Below are 20,412 nucleotides of genomic sequence, written 5' to 3' on the forward strand. Positions count from 1 at the left end.
TTTATTGTTTTTTAAACCTTAACGTTTACGTTAAGGTTTAAAAGGTGTATAATGGTAACAGAAACGGCGAAGGGGGATTTACCTTGGAATGGATGAAGATTGATCAAGTGGCCAAAAGAAGCGGACTGACAAAGCGGACCATCCGGTTTTATGAAGAAATCGGCTTGATTCCGGCGCCGAAACGGACAGACGGCGGCGTAAGGCTTTATTCAGAGGATGATATGGAGGAGCTTGAGAAAGTCATCAGCACAAAAGAGGTGCTCGGTTTTTCCCTTCAGGAGCTTCAGCATTTCATGGAAACCAGCCGCCAGCTAGAGTTAAACAAAGAGGGGTATTTGTTGTCACTGGATCCTAAGGAACGGAAAGAAAAACTGGAGGAAATTCAGGAAACCCTGAATCACCAGCTGAGTTTGATTGATGAGAAAATCCGCACATTCCAAAGCTTTAAAGAACGCCTGCAAGGCATGAAAGGCAAAGCGGAACGCGCCATTCAATCAATCGAATGAAAAGTTTGTTAAACGCTATTTTTGTAGCGTTTCTTTTAATGGAATAAAGATGGAGGTTAGGTCAAATGGATAAGACAACACAAGTGAATCAGAAAACGGGTTTGCTCAGCCAGCCAAAAGCGGTATGGGCTGTCGCATTTGCCTGTGTGATTTCCTTTATGGGAATCGGGCTGGTCGATCCAATTCTTCCGGCCATTGCCGCACAACTACATGCTTCACCTAGTGAAGTATCACTCTTGTTTACAAGTTATTTGCTTGTAACCGGATTTATGATGTTTTTCTCAGGAGCCATTTCCAGCCGCATCGGCGCGAAATGGACGTTAATTCTCGGACTTATTTTTATTATTGTGTTTGCGGGGCTTGGCGGCAGTTCAAGCTCAATTGCTCAGCTAGTCGGCTATCGCGGCGGCTGGGGATTAGGTAATGCTTTGTTTATTTCAACAGCGCTTGCGGTTATCGTCGGCGTGTCAGTCGGGGGCAGCGCCCAAGCGATTATTTTGTATGAAGCTGCGCTCGGTCTTGGGATTTCCGTCGGGCCGCTTGCAGGCGGAGAGCTTGGAAGCATTTCATGGCGCGCACCGTTTTTTGGGGTATCTGTCCTGATGTTTATTGCGTTAATCGCGATTTCTTTCATGCTGCCGAAATTGCCGAAACCGGCGAAACGCGTCGGTGTGTTTGATGCGATGAAGGCGCTCAAATATAAAGGTCTGCTGACGATGGCGGTATCTGCGTTCTTATACAACTTTGGATTTTTTATTTTGCTTGCTTATTCTCCGTTCGTACTGGATTTAGATGAACACGGTCTCGGATATGTCTTCTTTGGCTGGGGTCTTCTGCTGGCTGTTACGTCAGTCTTTACTGCGCCGCTCGTGCACAAAGCGCTGGGCACAGTGCGTTCCTTGGTTGTTCTCTTTATCGCCTTTGCAGTCATTCTCATGATCATGGGGATCTGGACAGAGCATCAGACATTGATTATTACATGTATCGTTGTCGCTGGTGCTGTCCTCGGTATGGTGAATACGATCATGACAACCGCTGTGATGGGTTCTGCGCCGGTTGAACGTTCAATCGCGTCTTCAGCCTACAGCTCAGTCCGCTTCATCGGCGGTGCGCTCGCTCCGTGGATTGCGGGAATGCTGTCAGAGCACTTCACCGCAAGCACACCATATACAGTAGGCGGGATCGTCGTTTTTGTCGGCATGCTTGTCCTTCTCATGGGACGTAAACATCTTGCCGGAATTAAGGCGGGTCATTAAAAAGGAATAGTTATTCCTGTCAAGTAGGCAGGAATAAAAAGGTTTTAAACGACCTGAGTCCTATATGTACATGACGGGCTCAGGTCGTTTAATTTCTATTGGAATCACGATATTAAAGTACCTTTTACACGTCTGTAACTATTGCTCCCTTTCAGTTTCCGGGGGCATCGTTCAGGATATTTTTAATCCTGGGCTTCCAATGTTTTCTCCGAAGGCATTCCAATCTTTCCACCACTTATAAAAGCCACCTCTTGAGACTTTCATGACCTCGCATATTCCCCAGCGGCCATCTCTTGTATAATGGGAACTTCAGGATTTACCTACAGGTCTTTTCTTTGGGGATCCTTGGCTTACCTCTTCTTTCCTCTAAAGCAGCTTTTACCCAACAAAGCCTATGGAGGTATTGAATTCCTACGACGATGTTTGTACCTTTCTCTTCTTCATTCAAAATCTCTGTGCCAATCTTTCTCTTAAACGAGATTTCACCATAAGGTTATTCCCTTAAAAACATTAAAAGCTTTTTAAATCAATCTATCTGAAGAAGGGAATTATATCACTCGTGAGGTTCTATTTAATTTTTATAACAAGAGAACGTTCTGGGGGTTTAATGAGTTTATTTAACTATTTTTTCTCTTGTATTTTTATATTTATGGGAAATATATATTGAGGGAGATTACATTTTGTAGTAGAATACTATTGGAAAAAGGAGGTGTAATTAACTGAAAAGGTATATTTTTATTTTTATTTCCATATTATCCATTATAATATTACTATTTTTCATTGATTTAAATCAATCCCAAGGGAGTAAAGTGCTAAGAAAAAAGGGGCAAGAAACAAAAGATTATAAGACTCAACAAGTCGAGTCTTGGGGATTAAGGCTAATTGGGAAGAATGAAAAAATAGAGAAAAAATCCAACATATCTATAGCCATTCTTGATAGTGGAATAGATTCAAATCATGAAGATTTAAAAGGTGTTGTAAAGAAAGAATATAATGCTCTTGAACCTAGTAAAGGTGTTATCGAGGATAAGTTTGGCCACGGAACTGCAGTAGCTGGAATCATAGCTTCTAATGATAATAAGATTGGTACATTAGGAATAGCTCCCTATGCAGATATTTATTCGGTCAAAGTATTGGATGATAAAGGACGTGGTAGTGTAGAGTCTATTGTTAAGGGGATTGAATGGTCAATAGATAATAATGTAGATATTGTTAACATTAGTGTTGGATTGAAAAAAAGTGATCAAAAATTAAAAAGAGTTATAGATGAGGCTAACGAAAAGGGAGTTATTGTAGTAGCTGCTGCTGGAAATAATTATGGATTAAATGCTGATTATCCTGCAAGATATCAAAATGTAATTTCAGTTGGAGCTATAAATAAAAAAATGAAAAGAGCAAAATACTCTGCAAGGGGAAAAATAGATTTTGTTGCTCCAGGTGAAGATATTCTTACAACTTCTCCTAAGGATAATTATATCAATGTTAGTGGAACATCCATGGCAACTCCTTTTGTTAGTGGAGTTATTGCTAATATAATAATGCAAGAACCAGTTAAATATAGTAAAACAAAGAGCCGCTTTACTTCCATTTATAAAACTTTAAAAAAATACTCAACGCCTTATTTATCTGAAAAGTCAGATATGAAATCTTTGGGGAATGGCTTAATTAGTCTAAAAAAGGAGACGAACAATGAAAAAATCAATTAAATTTATAGCGATTTCACTAATATTCGCCATAATTGTATCTATTATCCCTGAAAAAAATGTAGCGAGTGCAGGTGCTGAAACACCAGTAGAGATTACAAATGAAGACCTACAAAGAGCATTGGTGGAAAATGGAGATATAGTGGATCCGGATTCAGTTGAAATAGTTAAAAATAATGAAGACACGATTAAAGCTGAAGTGGACGTCCAAACAGATGATTTCGGAATTGATCAAGATTTAGATGGGAGTGACTCAGAATCACTGATTGATGAAGATTTAGATGAAAGTAGTTCTGAAACAGTAACTGCAGAAGTTGATAAAGAGGACGCGACAGCTATTGTAACATCTGTGGAAAAAGATGAAGATGGAAAAGATATCGAAAAAAAATATGAAGTTGATATCGAAGAAGCTGATGGCGATGATATTGTGGCTACTTTCAAAGACCTTGATACCAATCAAGTTTATGATGTAAATACTAAAGAAGCACAAGCGTCTTTCGCTTTTTTAGTTCCAATTGCTGTTGTAGTTGGTGGCGCTTTAGTTGAGCATTTGGTTGCTGCTTCTTTGGCTATAGTTATAGCGGGTGTAACGTATACTGTTGCTACTAAAGTAAGAAGCAAATTAAAGAAAAAGAAAAAGTACTATTATTATGCTGCGACTCTAAATAAGAATAAAACAAATATGTATATTGGACCAGCACTATCGAAAAAACAAGCAGTTTCTAGACTAAGAAAGGGAGACGTATGGTCAGTTTCTAAAAGCAAAGCAAAAAATGTTGCACAAACTGCGGGCGGTGGAAGAAAACCTGTTGGCCCAGAAATTCATAATAAGAAAGATGGTAAAATAAAGAAGGGTACTTATTATTATCATTACCATACATACAATAGAAAAGGCGGACATTCATTCTATTGATATGGGGGTATGCGGTTGATAATTTTTTCGAAAACAGATAATTAAACGATTTGAAAGTACTAATATTCCATTAGCTCTTAATATTAAACAAGCTAGTCAAGTCTTAATTGATAAATATAATGCAATTGAATTTAATAAAGAAGAAATCGCCGACTTAAAAAAGATCATATAGTTAATTTTAAGAAAATAATAAAATGTTTTGCTATTCAAGACGAAGCTTTATTAAAAAGTTTACGAAGTAAAAGAGAAGAATTTGAAGTTCAGGAAACCATCTCTGAGTCTCGCCATGAAAATATTCAAAGAAGTGAGTACAATAATAATAAGGATTACAGAAGAGCTTTAATGTGGGAATCAATTCAAAATGGTAAAAGAGTAAACAAAATTTTTGAAAGTAAAGATGGTAACTATATTAGTAATTTTACAGTACAAGGTAATGTAGAAAAAATTGAGAAAGAATTAGTGTTTATTAGAGGGATTCTTGAAAAAGAAAAAAATAACTAATCAAAAATTTCAATATTACTTAGATACACTAGTTGACCTAAAATATATTTTAGTAAATAGTTGACAAGGCATTAGTTTTTTGGCACATTTATTTTGCACAATGGATTAATGTCTATTTTATGAATAGTTGATGTCATTAATTTATATTATAGTATTAAAACAGGAAGGAAAAGAGAAAAAATGACTCAATTTTATTACCTAGCTGCAAAAAAACCATTAAAAACAGGTTTTTTTGGTCATACAAAAGCTACAACTAATAAAGGTCATCCAGTAAGGACAGGGCCTGAGGCAGCTGGTATTTATGTTGAAGAAATCGGAAATGTTTCTAATAATCTCACTTTACCTTATCAAGTACAAATTCATGAATATTTAGGCACTTTTGCAATGGACAAACCAGTACCTACAGAGTTAGATTTAAAATGTTTAGAAACGCTCTATCAATACATACACAGCGTCATGAAAAACAGCTTTTCGGTTGAATGGTTCACCGCATGGGCTGATGAGGAAGACTTTGAGCTGTCTGCCAAAAGAGAGCTGACACTTGATGAATTCACATCTCCATTGCAGCTCATTTTAAAAGACAGAGAGCTCCTGAGAATCGTTCAGAAAAAATGGCAGTAAAAAAACCCGCCCTTCAGCAGGCGGGTTTTTTTATAAATTAAAGCACTTTCGTCGTCCAAGACTCGCAGTTCCACGTTTCTGTCGCGATATCCATATAAAAATCTGGCTCATGAGAAATGAGCAGAATGGAACCTTTGTATTCTTTGAGTGCGCGCTTAAGCTCTTCTTTCGCATCGACATCCAAGTGGTTTGTCGGCTCATCGAGCACCAGCAGGTTTGTTTCCGAATTGATCAGCTTGCACAATCTGACTTTCGCTTTTTCGCCCCCGCTTAATACGGAGACGCGGCTTTCGATATGCTTTGTCGTCAGTCCGCATTTCGCCAGAGCGGCCCGGATTTCATACTGCGTATACGAAGGGAATTCGCTCCATACCTCTTCGATGCACGTATTGTTGTTTGTTTCCTTGACCTCTTGCTCAAAATAGCCGGTAAAGAGATGCTCGCCGCGTTCAACCGAGCCTTCAAGCGGCTGGATTTCGCCAAGCAGGCTTTTCAGCAATGTCGTTTTTCCGATCCCGTTCGCGCCGTAAAGGGCGATTTTTTGGCCGCGCTCCATGCGGAGGTTCAGCGGACGTGACAGCGGGGAATCGTAACCGATCACCAGATCCTTCGTTTCAAAAATCAGCTTGCCTGACGTTCTCGCCGGCTTGAAGTGGAATTCCGGTTTTGGCTTTTCTGCCGCCAGCTCAATCATATCCATCTTATCGAGTTTCTTTTGGCGGGACATCGCCATGTTTCTTGTGCTGACGCGGGCTTTGTTGCGGGCAACGAAATCCTTCAGCTCTGCGACTTCCTGCTGCTGCTTTTTGTACGCCGCTTCAAGCTGCTGTTTCTTCACCTCGTAGACTTCCATAAACTGATGGTAGTCGCCGACATAGCGTGTCAGCTCTTGATTTTCTACGTGATAAATCAGGTTGATGACGCTGTTTAAGAACGGAATGTCATGGGAAATCAAGATGAACGCGTTCTCGTATTCCTGCAGGTAGCGTTTCAGCCATTCAATATGCTGTTCATCAAGATAGTTGGTCGGCTCATCGAGAAGCAGAATTTCCGGCTTTTCAAGGAGAAGCTTAGCGAGAAGGACCTTTGTGCGCTGTCCGCCGCTCAAATCGGTGACATCTCGCTCTAATCCGATATCGCTCAAACCGAGACCGCGGGCAATTTCCTCCACCTTGGAATCAATGACATAAAAATCATTGTTTGTCAGCGCGTCTTGAATGACGCCGACTTCTTCAAGCAGCTTTTCGAGCTCGTCGGGATCTGCTTCACCCATTTTGTTGTAAATCTCGTTCATTTCCTCTTCCATCGCAAATAGATAATGGAACGCGTCTTTCAGGACGTCGCGAATAGATTTTCCTTTTTCCAGCACGGTATGCTGATCCAGATAGCCGACACGGACATTTTTTGACCATTCGACTTTTCCCTCATCAGGTTCAAGCTTTCCGGTAATAATATTCATGAAGGTTGATTTTCCTTCACCGTTTGCGCCGATCAAGCCGACGTGCTCGCCTTTTAACAGGCGGAAGGAAACGTTATTAAAAATGGCCCGGTCCCCGAAGCCGTGGCTTAAATCCTTTACAGATAAAATACTCATGTTTACACCTCTATCGTTATCAAACACGCACAATCGGCGTGTAATATTCACCCTTTTGATTATAAAGGAGGATTCGGAATGTTGAAAGGTATAGGAAAGAAAAAGAAAAATTGCGTTCCGGGCGAGGTTTTGAGATACTATGGAATAGATTTCAGGAATTGAGGAGAACAAAATGACGCAAACTTGGCCATTTTTACATAATGCACAATCATTTATACAAGAGAATTGGAATGCTTCCGGCTTTCAAACGCCAACCCCTGTTCAAGAGCAGGCAGCCCAGCTGATCATGGACGGAAAGGATGTCATCGCGGAATCGCCGACAGGCACAGGCAAGACGCTGGCGTATGCGCTGCCGGTCTTGGAGCGGATCAAACCAGAGCAAAAGCATCCGCAGGCGGTGATTTTAGCGCCTTCCCGTGAGCTGGTGATGCAGATTTTTCAGGTGATTCAGGATTGGAAAGCGGGCTCAGAGCTGCGCGCGGCTTCCTTAATCGGCGGGGCGAATGTGAAGAAGCAGGTCGAAAAGCTAAAGAAACATCCGCATATCATTGTCGGCACGCCAGGCAGGGTATTTGAACTGATTAAAGCAAAGAAACTCAAAATGCATGAAGTGAAAACGATTGTACTTGATGAAGCGGATCAGCTTATCCTGCCGGAGCATCGCGAGACGATCAAACAAATTATTAAAACGACATTAAGAGACCGCCAGCTTCTATGTTTCTCTGCCACGCTTAAAAAGGAAACAGAGGATGTGCTCCGCGAATTGGCGCAAGAGCCTGAGGTGTTGAAGGTGCAGCGAAGCAAGGCGGAGGCAGGGAAAGTGAAACATCAATACCTGATTTGCGACCAGCGCGACAAAGTGAAGCTGCTGCAAAAGCTGTCAAGGCTTGAAGGCATGCAGGCACTCGTATTTGTGAGAGACATTGGCAACCTGAGTGTATATGCGGAAAAACTGGCATATCACCACGTTGAACTCGGCGTTTTGCACAGTGAAGCGAAAAAAATGGAGCGGGCAAAAATCATTGCCGCATTCGAAGACGGAGAGTTTCCTCTTTTATTGGCGACTGACATTGCCGCACGCGGTTTAGACATTGAAAACCTGCCATACGTGATTCATGCTGATATTCCAGATGAAGATGGCTATGTCCACAGATCAGGACGAACAGGCCGGGCCGGAAAAGAAGGCAACGTGCTGAGCCTTGTGACAAAATTGGAGGAATCTAAGCTGAAAAAAATGGCGAAGAAGCTTGGTGTTGAGCTGAGTGAAGCTGTGTATGCAGGCGGAAAACTGAAGACGAAATAAAAAGAAGGGCGAAAAGCCCTTTTTTTGTTGTAAAATAATAGAAAAAGTTTCGCACAGGGGGTGGGAAGGTGGTTTCAATAGACAGGTTTCAAGCAGTGAAGGAGTCAGAGCTGAAAATTCTTGAACGCTGGTTTGAGAATGAGGATACCAGACGGAGAATGGATGGGATGCTGCCATTAGATGAGTGGTATGCACGAGTAAATAAAGATAAACACGATACTGTCATCATGGCGTATGATGGACAGCTGCCGGCAGGGATGGTCGTTATTGAGTTCGGGGAGAAGCGGACATATATTGGATTGATCGTCAATCCTTTGTACCGGCTTCAAGGGTACGGAAAACGGATATTGCAAAAGCTGATGACCGAACCTGATTTTACTAGCGTGCGGGAATGGGTGGCATGCATTGAAGAAGACAATCGAATCAGTTTAGCTTGCTTTCAAGCAGCAGGATTCACTTTGGAAGATACAGAACCTGATGAAGATGGTTTTCTTACGCTGATTCTTCGCAGCTGATCTCATCGAAACATAAAAGGAGGGCAAAAAGCCCTCCCGTTTTCATCTTCATTCAGCTCGGATCACTGACCTTGATCAGCTGTTTCCCTTTATTTTCTCCCTTAAATAAACCGAGAAACGCGTCAGGAATGTTTTCGAAGCCTTCTGTGATGGTTTCCTCGTAATGGAGTTTACCAGCCTTCAGCCATTCGGCCAGCTGTTTTGCTCCCTCAGAAAAACGATCGGAGTAGTCGCTTACGATAAAGCCTTGCATCAGCGACTTCGTTTTAATGAGTTTTGATTGGACACGAGGGCCCATGTCATCTGCTTCGCTTTCTGCGTTATAGGAAGAAATGGCGCCGCACACCGGAATGCGGGCAAATTCATTGAGCAGATTCATCACCGCGTCTGAAATCGGTCCGCCGACATTGTCAAAATACACATCGACACCGTCAGGACAAGCGTTTTGAAGCGCTTTTTGGATATCATCCGCTGTTTTGTAATTGATGGCTTCGTCAAACTGAAGCTCCTGTTTTAAATAGTCGATTTTTTCATCAGAACCCGCGATACCGACAACTCGCGCGCCTTTGATTTTGGCAATTTGCCCGACTGTTGAACCGACGGCTCCCGCAGCTCCGGAGACAACCACGGTTTCGCCTTCCTTCGGGCGTCCGATGTCCAGCAATCCGAAGTATGCTGTTAAGCCGGTCATTCCCAAAATGCCGAGATAGGCCGAAGCGGGAGCAAGGCTTGTATCAATTTTTCGCAAGGCAGACTCGCTCACAGCGGAAAATTCCTGCCAGCTGAGATTTCCGATGACGATATCGCCTTTTTTCAATTGGTCGCCGTCTGACACGACTTCAGCGATAACCCCGCCAGAAAGCGCTTCATCCAAGGCGAACGGCTCAACATATGACTTCGTATCCTGCATACGGCCGCGCATATAAGGGTCAACCGAAACATAAAGCGTTTTGACAAGCACTTCCCCTTGCTGGGGTTCAGGAACCGGAATGGTTTCAAAGCGAAAGTCTTCATGAACAGGAATACCTTGTGGACGTCTTGCTAATTGAATTTGCTGCTGAGATGCTGTCATTTTCATCCTCCTATCACTTGGTTGACACCACTGTAACATGGACAGGAGAGGAAATACAAAAGGTAAGCTGGCATACAAAAAAGGAGAGGGGGCTCCTCTCCTTTTCATTTCGCCCGTAATTTCGGGCACAGTCCCGTCGGCAGGCACATTGGCTTCTGGTCGATCGGGCTTCTCATGATGCAGCATTCCAAGCCGAAGACTTCACGGAAAAATGGCTGGGTGAACACATCTTCCGGTGTTCCGGCGTTGTATATTTTTCCGTCCAGCACACTGATTAGATAGTCAGCATATTGAGCGGCTTGGTTTAAATCATGGAGCACCATGACAACGGTGCGGCCATGGTCGCGGTTCAGCTTTTTCAGCAGTTCAAGCACTTCAATCTGGTGTGAGATGTCTAAATACGTGGTCGGCTCATCAAGCAAAAGCAAATCAGTGCCTTGCGCAAGTGCCATTGAAATCCAGGCTCTTTGTCTTTGGCCGCCTGAGAGGGCATCCAGCGTCCGATCCTTCAGTTCAATCATGCCCGTTGCTTCCAGCGCCCACTCTACCATGTCATGATCCTCTTGGGTATGCTTGGATAACAGCTTTTTGTGAGGATGTCTGCCAAAATAGCATAATTCCTCTACCGTCAATCCTTCAGGAGCCTGAGGAGATTGTGGAAGAATGGCCAGTTTTTTTGCGACTTCTTTTGATGGCTGGCGGTGGATGTCTTTTCCTTCTAGTAGCACTGTACCGCTTTTCGGGGCCATCAGCCTGGCGAGCGATTTGAGGATTGTTGATTTACCGCAGCCATTAGCGCCGATGAGCGCAGTGATTTTTCCTTCTTCTATCTTTAAGTCGACTCCGTCAATAATCACTGTACTGTCATATGAAAGAGTGAGCTGGTCTGCAGCCAGTTTTCCCATGGTATCCTCTCCCTACTGTTTCCTCGCTTCGAATTTCAATAAATATAAGAAATAAGGCGCGCCGATCACGGCTGTCAGTATTCCGGCAGGTATTTCAACCGGAGGCATGATGCCGCGCCCTAACGTATCTGCAATTAATAATATAATAGCACCAATCAATGCCGATGCAGGCAGTAAATATTTAGCTTTTTCTCCGGTAAGCCGTCTGGCGATATGCGGAGCAAGCAAGCCGATAAAACCGATTGAGCCGACGACGGCTACACAGCTTCCCGCCAGCGCCACCGCGGTGAAAATCAGGATGAATCTCAGCCGGTTTGCGTTTTCTCCGAGACCCTGTGCAAGCTCATCCCCGAGTGACATAAGATCCAGCTTCGGTATGAGTATGCAGACGATCGGAAAAAGAATTAAAAGCCATGGCGCAAGCAGCTTGACTTCTTCCCAGTTTCTTCCCCAGAGGCTTCCTGTCAGCCAAATGAGTGCAGCATTCACGTCGCCCGGAAACTTGACCATCATATATTGCATTCCGGCGTGGCAGACCGCGCCTAAAGCAATGCCTGATAAAGCCAGTGAAGAGGGCTGAATGCTCTTTTTTCGGGCTATCATTAATAATAGTACAGCAATAATGGCGGCTCCGGCAAATGCGGAGAACGGAAGCACGTATACCGGCGACTCAGGAAAGATGAGAATCACAGCCATCGCCGCAAGTCCGGAGCCTTTTGAAATGCCGACAACGTCCGGGGAAGCGAGCGGATTTCGGATCACACCCTGTAAAATCGCTCCGGCAGCGGCAAGTCCAGCACCGGCCAAAATCGCTAATATAATGCGGGGAAGGCGATATTGCTGGATGATAAATTCAAAGGAATGATCCAGTCCCAGCAGATTCGTCACTACCGCATCAGGTGAAATGTATAATGCACCGATTCCAATGCTGATGACGGACAGAACGATTAAAATCACGGCCAATATGAGTATCGCCAGTAAGGGGCGTTTTTGTTTTCTGGTTGTTTTCTTCATTTCAGGTTTCGCCCTTTCCTTGCCAAATATAAGAAAAACGGCGTTCCGATAATCGCGGTGACAATGCCGACCGGTGATTCATAAGGAAATGCAATCCATCTGGCCAGTACATCTGCGTACACCAGCAAAATGGCACCGAACAGTGCCGAAAACGGAAGCACGTATTGATAATGTTCTCCGATCAGCTTGCGGACAATATGCGGGACGAGCAGCCCGACAAAGCCAATCGGCCCGGCGACGGCTACGGAAGCGCCGGAAAGGATTAAAATAATCAAACTGATCAGAATCCGGATGCCGTTCATATTTTGTCCAAGCCCTTTTGCTGTTTCGTCTCCGAGACCGAGAACAGAAACAGAACCGGAAAATACGAGGGCAAGCCCGATGCCAATGACAGAAAACGGAGCGATGGTTATGACATCCTGCCAGTTGCTGCCGTCGATTGCGCCTGTCATCCAGTACAGAACATCCTCACCTGACTCATTTAAAATAATGATGGCCTGTGTCATAGAGGAGAGGAACAAATGCACGGCCATTCCTGACAGCGCCAGCTTAACAGGCGTCATTCCGCCGGATGAGGCAATCATATACACAATCGCGCCGCCTGCTGCCGCACCCGCAAAAGCGAATATAACAGATGAATAGGGCGATGCCGGCAGAATGACGAGAGAAGCAACGACAAAAAGCGATGCACCCGCATTCACACCGAAAATTTGGGGTGAAGCCAGAGGATTTCTGGTCATAGCCTGCATCAGCGCCCCTGCTACAGCTAGGCTGGCGCCGACAAAAACGCCGATTAAAGTGCGGGGAAGGCGAAGAGTAGAGATGATGAGCTGTTCCTTTGAACCGTCCCATACAAAAAGATATTTCAATGAATCTATGATGCCGATGTCTGAGGCTCCTACTGAAAGATTCAGCCCAAGCCCAAATATAAAAATAATCAGTGCAATGATGAACATCATCAGTCTTGATGATGAGCGCCGTTTGGCTGAATGATACAACAGTCTCACTTCCTTACTGCGTCTGGTTGCAAAAACGAAGAAGCAAGGATTTCCCCTCGCTTCTCATTTGTCCTATTTATTATACACTTTTTTAAGCACATCTTTGGCGCTTGTTTCACTAGACTTGATGCCTCTGAATCTTGTCCAAGTGTCACGGTCCGCATCATAGACTTGTCCATTTTTCACCGCTTTGAGATTTTTCCAGAGCGGGTTCGTTTTCCACTCGTCTACAATGGTTTTGCCTTCGTTGGCTGAGATGAACAAAATATCAGGATCGATTTTGCTCAATTGCTCGAGGCTGACCTCTTGATAGGCGTTATCTGACTTCACGGCGTGTGTAAAGCCGAGCATTTTAAAGATTTCTCCGTCATAGGATGATGATGTATGAAGCTGGAAGGAATCCGCTCTTGCAACGCCGAGAACGATGTTGCGGTTTTCATCTTTCGGAAGTTCGGCTTTTAGATCGTTGATGACTTTTTTGTGCTCGGCAAGCTTTTCTTTTCCTTCATCTTCTTTATTTAATGCTTTAGCAATGGTCGTAAAGCTGTCGATCGTTTCGTCATATGTCGCTTCACGGCTTTTTAATTCAATCGTCGGAGCGATTTGTTTCAGCTGTTTATAAATGTTTTTATGGCGCTCAGCGTCAGCGATGATTAAATCAGGCTTCAAGGAACTGATAACCTCAAGATTGGGTTCGCTGCGTGTGCCTACAGATGTGTAATCAATGGAGCTGCCGACAAGCTTTTTAATCATATCTTTTTTGTTGTCATCGGCTATGCCCACCGGCGTAATGCCGAGATTGCGAACGGCATCCAAGAATGAAAGCTCAAGCACAACCACCCGCTTAGGTGTGCCGCTTACTGTCGTTTTTCCTTCTTCGTCATGGATCACTCTGGAATCCTTAGACTCGCTTTTGCCGCTTCCGTTGTTATTCTGGCTTGATGAACAGCCAGATACAATGAGGCAGGCGAGCAATAAAACACTCATGATGGCAATCAACTTGTTAGAATAGGTGCGCATGTCATTCTTCCTTTTTTCAGATTTAGTAATGAGAATCATTATCACATGTAACACTATAATAGCATGGCTTATCATGTCAATATTTTTTTAGTAAAGAAAGCTGCGTTTTTACTGCTTTCTCATGAAAGCATCATCAGACACAAATAAGTGGTATGCAGCGTTACCGTGTCTTCGAGACAAAAACGCATGGGCGTTGGCTTTAGAGGTTTCGAACATATCAGCAGTGACATAAGGAAGGAGAGTGCTGAGATAACCGGACAATTTCTTTTCTATTTCATCTGTTAGTGCAAATTCAATGTCGCCGATATTCATGATAATCGAGAAAACAAAGTCGATATCGATATGAAAATGTTCCTCGGCAAAAACCGCAAGCTCGTGAATTCCTGGTGAACATCCGGCACGCTTATGGAAAATCTGTTTGACTAAATCACTCACAATCCAAGCATTGTATTGCTGTTCTGGTGAAAAGTATTGCATTAGACATACCTCCTGCTCGTACGGATAAAGGCAGCGTTTCATGGTCGTGTGCTCCGTGCAGCGGCTTCTCTTTAATTTTGATTTTTCTGAAAATAGGTCCCGTTCCTATCACTTTACCATGGACGGAAAACAAATAGCTACTACCATTCCTCCTGTTTTTCTCTTTAATGTTCTGGAATCTGTTTCAGGTACAGACGATCGGGTATGAAAGAAATATAGAAAACATGAAGGAGGAATATCGACATGAAACCAGTTGTAAAAGAGTATACAAATGACGAACAGCTCATGAAGGATGTAGAGGAATTACAGAAAATGGGTGTTGCGAAAGAGGATGTATACGTCTTAGCTCACGACGATGACAGAACGGAACGCCTGGCAGACAACACGAATGCTAATACGATCGGAGCCAAAGAAACAGGTTTCAAGCACGCGGTGGGAAATATCTTCAATAAAAAAGGAGATGAGCTCCGCAATAAAATTCACGAAATCGGTTTTTCTGAAGATGAAGCCGCTCAATTTGAAAAACGCTTAGATGAAGGAAAAGTACTTCTCTTTGTGACAGATAACGAAAAAGTGAAAGCTTGGGCATAAAGCAAGGAAAAAACCAAAAGGCTATGACGGCCTTTTGGTTTTTTTGCGGTCTTTGCGGTGGCATTTTGCAGAATGCCGCAATAGGATAGCGGAACATTTTCGGTTCTGAATGTCCCTCAATTTGCTATTATATTTTTGTGATAAATTGGAATAAAATCTCACAAAATAGAAAATGGGGGTACATAGTGGATGAAAAAAGTGATGTTAGCTACGGCTTTGTTTTTAGGATTGACTCCAGCTGGCGTGAACGCAGCTGATTTAGGCCACCAGACGTTGGGATCCAATGATGGCTGGGGCGCGTACTCGACCGGCACGACAGGCGGGGCAAAAGCATCGTCCTCAAATGTGTATACCGTCAGCAACAGAAACCAGCTTGTCTCGGCATTAGGGAAGGAAACGAACACAACGCCAAAAATCATTTATATCAAGGGAACGATTGACATGAACGTAGATGACAATCTGAAGCCGCTTGGTCTAAATGACTATAAAGATCCGGAGTATGATTTGGACAAATATTTGAAAGCCTATGATCCTAGCACATGGGGCAAAAAAGAGCCGTCGGGAACACAAGAAGAAGCGAGAGCACGCTCTCAGAAAAACCAAAAAGCACGGGTTATGGTGGATATCCCTGCAAACACGACGATCGTCGGTTCAGGGACTAACGCTAAAGTCGTGGGAGGAAACTTCCAAATCAAGAGTGATAACGTCATTATTCGCAACATTGAATTCCAGGATGCCTATGATTATTTTCCGCAATGGGATCCGACTGACGGAAGCTCAGGAAACTGGAACTCACAATACGACAACATCACGATAAACGGCGGCACACACATCTGGATTGATCACTGTACATTTAACGACGGTTCGCGTCCGGACAGCACATCACCGAAATATTATGGAAGAAAATATCAGCACCATGACGGCCAAACGGATGCGTCCAACGGCGCTAACTATATCACGATGTCCTACAACTATTATCACGATCATGATAAAAGCTCCATTTTCGGATCAAGTGACAGCAAAACCTCCGATGACGGCAAATTAAAAATTACGCTCCATCATAACCGCTATAAAAATATTGTCCAGCGCGCGCCGAGAGTCCGTTTCGGGCAAGTGCACGTATACAACAACTATTATGAAGGAAGCACAAGCTCTTCAAGTTATCCTTTCAGCTATGCATGGGGAATCGGAAAGTCATCTAAAATCTATGCCCAAAACAATGTCATTGACGTACCGGGACTGTCAGCTGCTAAAACGATCAGCGTATTCAGCGGGGGAACGGCTTTATATGACTCCGGCACGTTGCTGAACGGCACACAGATCAACGCATCGGCTGCAAACGGGCTGAGCTCTTCTGTCGGCTGGAGGCCGTCTCTGCATGGATCGATTGATGCTTCTGCTAATGTGAAATCAAATGTCATAAATCAAGCGGGTGCGGGTAAATTAAATTAAGAAAGTGAAAAACACAAAGGGTGCTAACCTTTGTGTTTTTTAATTAATTAAAATGTTTATTAACTTAGTTAAGGAGTAGAATGGAAAAGGGGATCGGAAAACAAGTATATAGGAGGAGACCTATTTATGGCTTCAGAAAAAGACGCAGGAAAACAGTCAGCAGTAAAGCTTGTTCCATTGCTTATTACTGTCGCTGTGGGACTAATCATCTGGTTTATTCCCGCTCCGTCCGGACTTGAACCTAAAGCTTGGCATTTGTTTGCGATTTTTGTCGCAACAATTATCGGCTTTATCTCCAAGCCCTTGCCAATGGGTGCAATTGCAATTTTTGCATTGGCGGTTACTGCACTAACTGGAACACTATCAATTGAGGATACATTAAGCGGATTCGGGAATAAGACCATTTGGCTTATCGTTATCGCATTCTTTATTTCCCGGGGATTTATCAAAACCGGGCTCGGTGCTAGAATTTCGTATGTATTCGTTCAGAAATTCGGGAAAAAAACCCTTGGACTTTCTTATTCACTGCTATTCAGTGATTTAATACTTTCACCTGCTATTCCAAGTAATACGGCGCGTGCAGGAGGCATTATATTTCCTATTATCAGATCATTATCCGAAACATTCGGATCAAGCCCGGCAAATGGAACAGAGAGAAAAATCGGTGCATTCTTATTAAAAACCGGTTTTCAGGGGAATCTGATCACATCTGCTATGTTCCTGACAGCGATGGCGGCGAACCCGCTGATTGCCAAGCTGGCCCATGATGTCGCAGGGGTGGACTTAACATGGACAAGCTGGGCAATTGCCGCGATTGTACCGGGACTTGTAAGCTTAATCATCACGCCGCTTGTGATTTACAAGCTGTATCCGCCGGAAATCAAAGAAACACCGGATGCGGCGAAAATCGCAACAGAAAAACTGAAAGAAATGGGACCGTTCAAAAAATCAGAGCTTTCCATGGTTATCGTGTTTCTTTTGGTGCTTGTGCTGTGGATTTTTGGCGGCAGCTTCAACATCGACGCAACCACAACCGCATTGATCGGTTTGTCCGTTCTCTTATTATCACAAGTTCTGACTTGGGATGATATCAAGAAAGAACAGGGCGCTTGGGATACGCTCACTTGGTTTGCGGCGCTTGTCATGCTCGCCAACTTCTTGAATGAATTAGGCATGGTGTCTTGGTTCAGTAATGCCATGAAATCATCCGTATCAGGGTTCTCTTGGATTGTGGCATTCATCATTTTAATTGTTGTGTATTATTACTCTCACTATTTCTTTGCAAGTGCGACAGCCCACATCAGTGCGATGTATTCAGCATTTTTGGCTGTCGTCGTGGCAGCGGGCGCACCGCCGCTTTTAGCAGCGCTGAGCCTCGCGTTCATCAGCAACCTGTTCGGGTCAACGACTCACTACGGTTCTGGAGCGGCTCCGGTCTTCTTCGGAGCAGGCTACATCCCACAAGGCAAATGGTGGTCCATCGGATTTATTCTGTCGATTGTTCATATCATCGTATGGCTTGTGATCGGCGGATTATGGTGGAAAGTACTAGGAATATGGTAGAAAGAAAAAGGCAGACGCGGTCTGCCTTTTTTTTATTTTCACTCCTTCGCAAGAAAACGGATTTTGAAAAATGAGAAAATTGCCTGTGAAAAATGGTATGATCTAGGTAGAAAGGACGGCTGGTGCTGTGGTGAAAAAGCGGTTCCATTTTTCCCTGCAAACAAAAATAATGGGGCTGATTGCGGCTCTGCTGGTCTTTGTCATTGGTGTGCTGACCATTACGTTAGCCGTTCAGCATACACAGGGAGAACGGAGACAGGCAGAGCAGCTGGCGGTTCAAACGGCGAGAACCATTTCCTATATGCCGCCGGTTAAAGAGCTCATTGAGAGAAAAGGCGGACATGCGGCTGAGACGCAAGAGGTCATTGAACAAATGAAAGAACAGACTGGCGCGTTTGCCATTTATGTTTTGGACGAAAAAGGAGACATTCGCAGCGCCTCTGGAAAAAGCGGATTAAAGAAACTGGAGCGCAGCAGAGAAATTTTGTTTGGTGGTTCGCATGTTTCTGAAACAAAAGCGGATGGACGAAGAGTGATCAGAGGAAGCGCGCCGATCATAAAAGAACAGAAGGGATACAGCCAAGTGATCGGCAGCGTGTCTGTTGATTTTCTGCAAACGGAGACAGAGCAAAGCATCAAAAAGCATTTGAGAAATTTGAGTGTGATTGCTGTGCTTGTACTGCTGCTCGGATTTATTGGCGCCGCCGTGCTGGCGAAAAGCATCAGAAAGGATACGCTTGGGCTTGAGCCGCATGAGATCGCGGCTCTATATCGTGAGAGAAACGCAATGCTTTTCGCGATTCGAGAAGGGATTATTGCCACCAATCGTGAAGGCGTCGTCACCATGATGAACGTATCGGCGGCCGAGATGCTGAAGCTGCCCGAGCCTGTGATCCATCTTCCTATAGATGACGTCATGCCGGGAGCAGGGCTGATGTCTGTGCTTGAACAAGGAGAAATGCTGCCGAACCAGGAGGTAAGCGTCAACGATCAAGTGTTTATTATCAATACGAAAGTGATGAATCAAGGCGGGCAGGCGTATGGGATTGTCGTCAGCTTCAGGGAGAAAACAGAGCTGAAGAAGCTGATCGACACATTGACAGAGGTTCGCAAATATTCAGAGGATCTCAGGGCGCAGACTCATGAATTTTCAAATAAGCTTTATGCGATTTTAGGGCTGCTTGAGCTTGGGGAGTATGATGAAGCCATTGATCTGATTAAAGAGGAATATGCGATGCAAAATGAACAGCATGATCTTTTATTCCATAACATCCATTCGCAGCAGGTGCAGGCCATTTTGTTAGGGAAAATAAGCAAGGCATCGGAAAAGAAGGTCAAGCTGGTGATTGATGAGAACAGCTCACTCGCGCCTCTTCCTGCGCATATCGGCTTGTCCCATCTTATTACGATTATTGGCAATTTAATTGATAACGCTTTCGAAGCTGTAGCGGAGCAAAGCGTGAAGGAAGTTTTGTTTTTTATCACGGATATGGGCCATGACATTGTCATTGAAGTATCAGACACAGGGCCCGGTGTGCCGCCAGAGAAAATAGAAGCTGTGTTTGAGAGAGGCTATTCTTCAAAGGGGATGAGGAGAGGCTACGGTCTGGCCAATGTGAAAGACTCAGTGCGTGAACTGGGCGGCTGGATCGAACTGGCGAATCAAAAAACTGGCGGGGCGGTATTCACTGTGTTTATACCGAAGGAGAAACAAAGGGGGAATCCATTTGATTCACATCGCGATTGCGGAGGATGATTTTCGAGTTGCGCAAATCCATGAGAGATTGATTAAACAGCTTGATGGATTCAAGATTATCGGCAAGGCGGCTAACGCAAAAGAGACATTGGCGCTTTTGAAGGAACACAAGGTTGATTTGCTTCTGCTGGATATTTATATGCCGGACGAGCTTGGGACCGCGTTGATTCCTGATATACGAAGCCGATTTCCTGAAGTGGACATTATGATTATCACAGCGGCAACAGAAACCCGGCATTTGCAGGAAGCGCTAAGAGCAGGAATTGCCCACTATTTGATCAAACCCGTAACGGCTGACAAGTTCAGGCAGGTGCTGCTTCAGTATAAAGAAAAAAGGAAGCTGCTCATGTCTCAGCCGGAGGTCAGCCAATCCATGATCGACCATATTTTTGGGAACAGTGTGAAGACAGCTTTGCCGGCAGAGGATTTGCCGACTGGCATTAATTCGATTACACTGCGAAAAATTAAGGAAGCGCTTCAGACTGCGTCAGAAGGATTGACAGCGGAGGAACTTGGGGAAAAAATGGGGGCGTCACGAACAACTGCCCGCCGTTATGCCGAGTATCTTGTGTCAAAGGAAGAAGCAAGAGCCGAGCTTGAATACGGGATTATCGGCAGGCCGGAGAGAAAATATTATTTGGCGGCGGATTAG

Annotated in this window: 19 protein-coding genes and 1 pseudogene; 13 read left to right on the plus strand and 7 right to left on the minus strand. The window is 44.2% G+C overall.

From position 1 onward, the window contains the following. Positions 1 to 83: 83 nt before the first annotated feature. From NYE20_RS04095 to NYE20_RS04120, 6 genes and pseudogenes are all read left to right on the plus strand, one after another. Positions 84 to 506: a MerR family transcriptional regulator gene (locus NYE20_RS04095; RefSeq protein WP_014479143.1), complete on the plus strand. Its 423-nt coding sequence runs from the start codon at positions 84 to 86 to the stop codon at positions 504 to 506. Positions 507 to 571: 65 nt separating this feature from the next. Beyond that, complete coding sequence (locus tag NYE20_RS04100; RefSeq protein WP_021481228.1) at positions 572 to 1,762, plus strand: MFS transporter; 1,191 nt, start codon at positions 572 to 574, stop codon at positions 1,760 to 1,762. Positions 1,763 to 2,571: 809 nt separating this feature from the next. Then, positions 2,572 to 3,468 carry a S8 family peptidase gene (locus tag NYE20_RS04105; RefSeq protein ID WP_021481227.1) on the plus strand — a complete coding sequence of 299 codons (897 nt, stop codon included), beginning with the start codon at positions 2,572 to 2,574 and terminating at the stop codon, positions 3,466 to 3,468. Beyond that, positions 3,452 to 4,378 (plus strand): SAR2788 family putative toxin, encoded by a 927-nt coding sequence (locus NYE20_RS04110; RefSeq protein ID WP_021481226.1) that lies wholly within the window; start codon positions 3,452 to 3,454, stop codon positions 4,376 to 4,378. The genes NYE20_RS04105 and NYE20_RS04110 overlap by 17 nt, the downstream gene beginning before the upstream one ends. A gap of 342 nt (positions 4,379 to 4,720) precedes the next feature. Beyond that, positions 4,721 to 4,879 (plus strand): hypothetical protein, encoded by a 159-nt coding sequence (locus NYE20_RS04115; protein WP_021481224.1) that lies wholly within the window; start codon positions 4,721 to 4,723, stop codon positions 4,877 to 4,879. 384 nt (positions 4,880 to 5,263) lie between these two features. Further along, a pseudogene (locus NYE20_RS04120) lies at positions 5,264 to 5,417 on the plus strand (hypothetical protein). A gap of 120 nt (positions 5,418 to 5,537) precedes the next feature. Here NYE20_RS04120 and NYE20_RS04125 read toward each other — a convergent pair. Next, the gene (locus NYE20_RS04125) at positions 5,538 to 7,094 is read right to left on the minus strand and encodes an ABC-F family ATP-binding cassette domain-containing protein (RefSeq protein WP_021481222.1); all 1,557 of its coding nucleotides are present in this window, start codon (positions 7,092 to 7,094) and stop codon (positions 5,538 to 5,540) included. 172 nt (positions 7,095 to 7,266) lie between these two features. Between NYE20_RS04125 and NYE20_RS04130 the strand changes: the two genes are divergently transcribed. Both NYE20_RS04130 and NYE20_RS04135 read left to right on the plus strand, forming a co-directional pair. Then, positions 7,267 to 8,397: a DEAD/DEAH box helicase gene (locus NYE20_RS04130; protein WP_032726670.1), complete on the plus strand. Its 1,131-nt coding sequence runs from the start codon at positions 7,267 to 7,269 to the stop codon at positions 8,395 to 8,397. Positions 8,398 to 8,465: 68 nt separating this feature from the next. Continuing rightward, positions 8,466 to 8,912, plus strand: a complete 447-nt coding sequence (locus NYE20_RS04135) for a GNAT family N-acetyltransferase (protein ID WP_046160188.1) — start codon at positions 8,466 to 8,468, stop codon at positions 8,910 to 8,912. A gap of 52 nt (positions 8,913 to 8,964) precedes the next feature. Here the strand turns inward: NYE20_RS04135 and NYE20_RS04140 are convergent, their stop codons facing one another. From NYE20_RS04140 to NYE20_RS04165, 6 genes are all read right to left on the minus strand, one after another. Continuing rightward, positions 8,965 to 9,984 (minus strand): NADP-dependent oxidoreductase, encoded by a 1,020-nt coding sequence (locus tag NYE20_RS04140; RefSeq protein WP_038829549.1) that lies wholly within the window; start codon positions 9,982 to 9,984, stop codon positions 8,965 to 8,967. Positions 9,985 to 10,088: 104 nt separating this feature from the next. Continuing rightward, complete coding sequence (yfmF, locus tag NYE20_RS04145) at positions 10,089 to 10,889, minus strand: Fe(3+)-citrate ABC transporter ATP-binding protein YfmF (RefSeq protein ID WP_003233737.1); 801 nt, start codon at positions 10,887 to 10,889, stop codon at positions 10,089 to 10,091. A 12-nt stretch (positions 10,890 to 10,901) separates the two neighbouring features. Next, positions 10,902 to 11,903, minus strand: a complete 1,002-nt coding sequence (gene yfmE, locus NYE20_RS04150; protein ID WP_003243506.1) for a Fe(3+)-citrate ABC transporter permease YfmE — start codon at positions 11,901 to 11,903, stop codon at positions 10,902 to 10,904. Then, positions 11,900 to 12,901, minus strand: coding sequence for a Fe(3+) dicitrate ABC transporter permease FecD (fecD, locus tag NYE20_RS04155; protein WP_014476116.1), 1,002 nt, complete (start codon positions 12,899 to 12,901; stop codon positions 11,900 to 11,902). Before fecD ends, yfmE begins: the two co-directional genes overlap by 4 nt. Before the next feature lie 72 nt (positions 12,902 to 12,973). Then, complete coding sequence (yfmC, locus tag NYE20_RS04160) at positions 12,974 to 13,921, minus strand: Fe(3+)-citrate ABC transporter substrate-binding protein YfmC (RefSeq protein ID WP_046160190.1); 948 nt, start codon at positions 13,919 to 13,921, stop codon at positions 12,974 to 12,976. Positions 13,922 to 14,029: 108 nt separating this feature from the next. After that, positions 14,030 to 14,398: a YfmB family protein gene (locus tag NYE20_RS04165; RefSeq protein ID WP_003233730.1), complete on the minus strand. Its 369-nt coding sequence runs from the start codon at positions 14,396 to 14,398 to the stop codon at positions 14,030 to 14,032. Between the two features lie 243 nt (positions 14,399 to 14,641). Between NYE20_RS04165 and NYE20_RS04170 the strand changes: the two genes are divergently transcribed. From NYE20_RS04170 to citT, 5 genes are all read left to right on the plus strand, one after another. Then, positions 14,642 to 14,989: a general stress protein gene (locus tag NYE20_RS04170; protein WP_003233729.1), complete on the plus strand. Its 348-nt coding sequence runs from the start codon at positions 14,642 to 14,644 to the stop codon at positions 14,987 to 14,989. A 189-nt stretch (positions 14,990 to 15,178) separates the two neighbouring features. Next, on the plus strand, positions 15,179 to 16,441 hold the full coding sequence (locus NYE20_RS04175) for a pectate lyase (RefSeq protein ID WP_161621421.1): 1,263 nt from the start codon (positions 15,179 to 15,181) through the stop codon (positions 16,439 to 16,441). Between the two features lie 126 nt (positions 16,442 to 16,567). Beyond that, positions 16,568 to 18,004, plus strand: coding sequence for an anion permease (locus NYE20_RS04180; RefSeq protein ID WP_015383080.1), 1,437 nt, complete (start codon positions 16,568 to 16,570; stop codon positions 18,002 to 18,004). Positions 18,005 to 18,131: 127 nt separating this feature from the next. Then, a complete protein-coding gene (gene yflR / locus NYE20_RS04185) occupies positions 18,132 to 19,760 on the plus strand; it encodes a two-component sensor histidine kinase CitS (RefSeq protein WP_064671899.1) in 1,629 nt (542 codons plus the stop codon). Next, positions 19,732 to 20,412 (plus strand): two-component response regulator CitT, encoded by a 681-nt coding sequence (gene citT / locus NYE20_RS04190; protein WP_014479151.1) that lies wholly within the window; start codon positions 19,732 to 19,734, stop codon positions 20,410 to 20,412. The genes yflR and citT overlap by 29 nt, the downstream gene beginning before the upstream one ends.

This window comes from Bacillus sp. FSL R5-0416 (assembly GCF_037975425.1).
Classification (GTDB): Bacteria; Bacillota; Bacilli; order Bacillales; family Bacillaceae; genus Bacillus; species Bacillus subtilis.

Excerpts from the sequence above, each read along its gene's own strand:
- NYE20_RS04165 (WP_003233730.1), bottom strand. The coding sequence starts at position 14,398 with ATGCAATACTTTTCACCAGAACAGCAATACAATGCTTGGATTGTGAGT.
- NYE20_RS04170 (WP_003233729.1), top strand. The coding sequence starts at position 14,642 with ATGAAACCAGTTGTAAAAGAGTATACAAATGACGAACAGCTCATGAAG.
- NYE20_RS04115 (WP_021481224.1), top strand. The coding sequence starts at position 4,721 with ATGTGGGAATCAATTCAAAATGGTAAAAGAGTAAACAAAATTTTTGAA.
- NYE20_RS04175 (WP_161621421.1), top strand. The coding sequence starts at position 15,179 with ATGAAAAAAGTGATGTTAGCTACGGCTTTGTTTTTAGGATTGACTCCA.
- NYE20_RS04140 (WP_038829549.1), bottom strand. The coding sequence starts at position 9,984 with ATGACAGCATCTCAGCAGCAAATTCAATTAGCAAGACGTCCACAAGGT.
- NYE20_RS04130 (WP_032726670.1), top strand. The coding sequence starts at position 7,267 with ATGACGCAAACTTGGCCATTTTTACATAATGCACAATCATTTATACAA.
- NYE20_RS04110 (WP_021481226.1), top strand. The coding sequence starts at position 3,452 with ATGAAAAAATCAATTAAATTTATAGCGATTTCACTAATATTCGCCATA.
- yfmF (WP_003233737.1), bottom strand. The coding sequence starts at position 10,889 with ATGGGAAAACTGGCTGCAGACCAGCTCACTCTTTCATATGACAGTACA.
- NYE20_RS04180 (WP_015383080.1), top strand. The coding sequence starts at position 16,568 with ATGGCTTCAGAAAAAGACGCAGGAAAACAGTCAGCAGTAAAGCTTGTT.
- yfmE (WP_003243506.1), bottom strand. The coding sequence starts at position 11,903 with ATGAAGAAAACAACCAGAAAACAAAAACGCCCCTTACTGGCGATACTC.
- yfmC (WP_046160190.1), bottom strand. The coding sequence starts at position 13,921 with ATGCGCACCTATTCTAACAAGTTGATTGCCATCATGAGTGTTTTATTG.
- NYE20_RS04125 (WP_021481222.1), bottom strand. The coding sequence starts at position 7,094 with ATGAGTATTTTATCTGTAAAGGATTTAAGCCACGGCTTCGGGGACCGG.
- NYE20_RS04100 (WP_021481228.1), top strand. The coding sequence starts at position 572 with ATGGATAAGACAACACAAGTGAATCAGAAAACGGGTTTGCTCAGCCAG.